2 protein-coding genes are annotated in these 1,099 nt (G+C 40.3%); both read right to left on the minus strand.

Going from position 1 to position 1,099, the window contains the following annotated elements; all coding sequences use genetic code 11:
- Window positions 1–48: 48 nt before the first annotated feature.
- The gene (locus tag M1B78_RS18380; RefSeq protein ID WP_257930583.1) at window positions 49–396 is read right to left on the minus strand and encodes an SH3 beta-barrel fold-containing protein; all 348 of its coding nucleotides are present in this window, start codon (window positions 394–396) and stop codon (window positions 49–51) included.
- Between the two features lie 159 nt (window positions 397–555).
- Window positions 556–783 carry a hypothetical protein gene (locus M1B78_RS18385; RefSeq protein WP_257930582.1) on the minus strand — a complete coding sequence of 76 codons (228 nt, stop codon included), beginning with the start codon at window positions 781–783 and terminating at the stop codon, window positions 556–558.
- Between the last annotated feature and the right edge of the window lie 316 nt (window positions 784–1,099).

Consider the following 1,099-nt stretch of genomic DNA (forward strand, 5'->3'; position numbering starts at 1 on the left):
TACATCATGGCCATTGTTTCTAGTGTTTTAATGATTGGTGATTCATGGTTAGCATACGGGTCTCCATTCCAGGAAGTTTTCCAGCTGGAAGGTTTTCCAAGCCTGCATTTCCACGTCCCAGAAGGCTATGGTGCTTGTCACTCTTGTAATGTCGTAATTCTTGTTGAAGTCTGCCTTGTAGGGCATCAGGGTGGCTTTTACGAGTTTGAATGTCCCGTCCTGCTTGTGGTAGGCTATGACAGCATGCCCGTATTGCATGTGGTCTATCAGGCTTTCTATCCGTTGGGTCATCCATGTGGCGCATGTTTCCGTGTAGTTCTTTTCCAGCATGATACGTATTTTCCATAGGTTTCTCAGTGCTTCGTGAAGTGAAGCGTTCTTTGTTGACTTTCTCATTTTGTAGTCTTTAGAATTAATAATTGTATTGGTTTGACAGGCGGTGTGGCTTCATCCTTACCAAAGTGGCGGCAAAGATAAGTGGTTTATTCCTTAAGTTGTTTATATTTAATTATTGTCAATAAGTTTCGTGGTTTCTGCCCTTTTTTGTTTTATTCCCTATATCTCTCCTGCTACCTTCATTTCCCGCCACACTTCACCGAACTCTTGTATTATAGTGTTTTCTGACAGTCTTTTATAGTCTGGCGTTCTGAAGTCGAAATGTGAGTATGCCCATTGTGCCAATGCCTTATGGCTTGTCGGCTTTTCTTCTATAAAGTACCTTGACTTTTTCCATAGTATGATGTCTTTAATGACTTCTTTCCTGTATTGTGGCAGTATTCCCATAACCTCCCCGCTTGCGGGACGTCCTACTCCCGCTTTAGGAGCTGATATACCGTGCTTTACATCCGTTTCCGGTGTGTGTTTTTTTGTTTTTTTTCCTTACTTTGGAGTGTCTCTTTTGCCTTCATTCTCTAATGCTTTTGGGTTAATAATTAAAATTACTGTAGTTTGTAAAATAAATGCAAAGGTATGCCAAGTTTTCGTTTTTGTGGAGGAAAGGCGGGAATAAAAAATCGGGTTTTATCTTTATGATGGGTTAATACGTTGATATATAAATGGAAATGACTTTGGGCTTGAAGCGTTTTTTAAACGTTCGTTT

Origin of the sequence: Bacteroides muris (ex Fokt et al. 2023) (assembly GCF_024704895.1) — a bacterium.
GTDB lineage: Bacteria > Bacteroidota > Bacteroidia > Bacteroidales > Bacteroidaceae > Bacteroides > Bacteroides muris.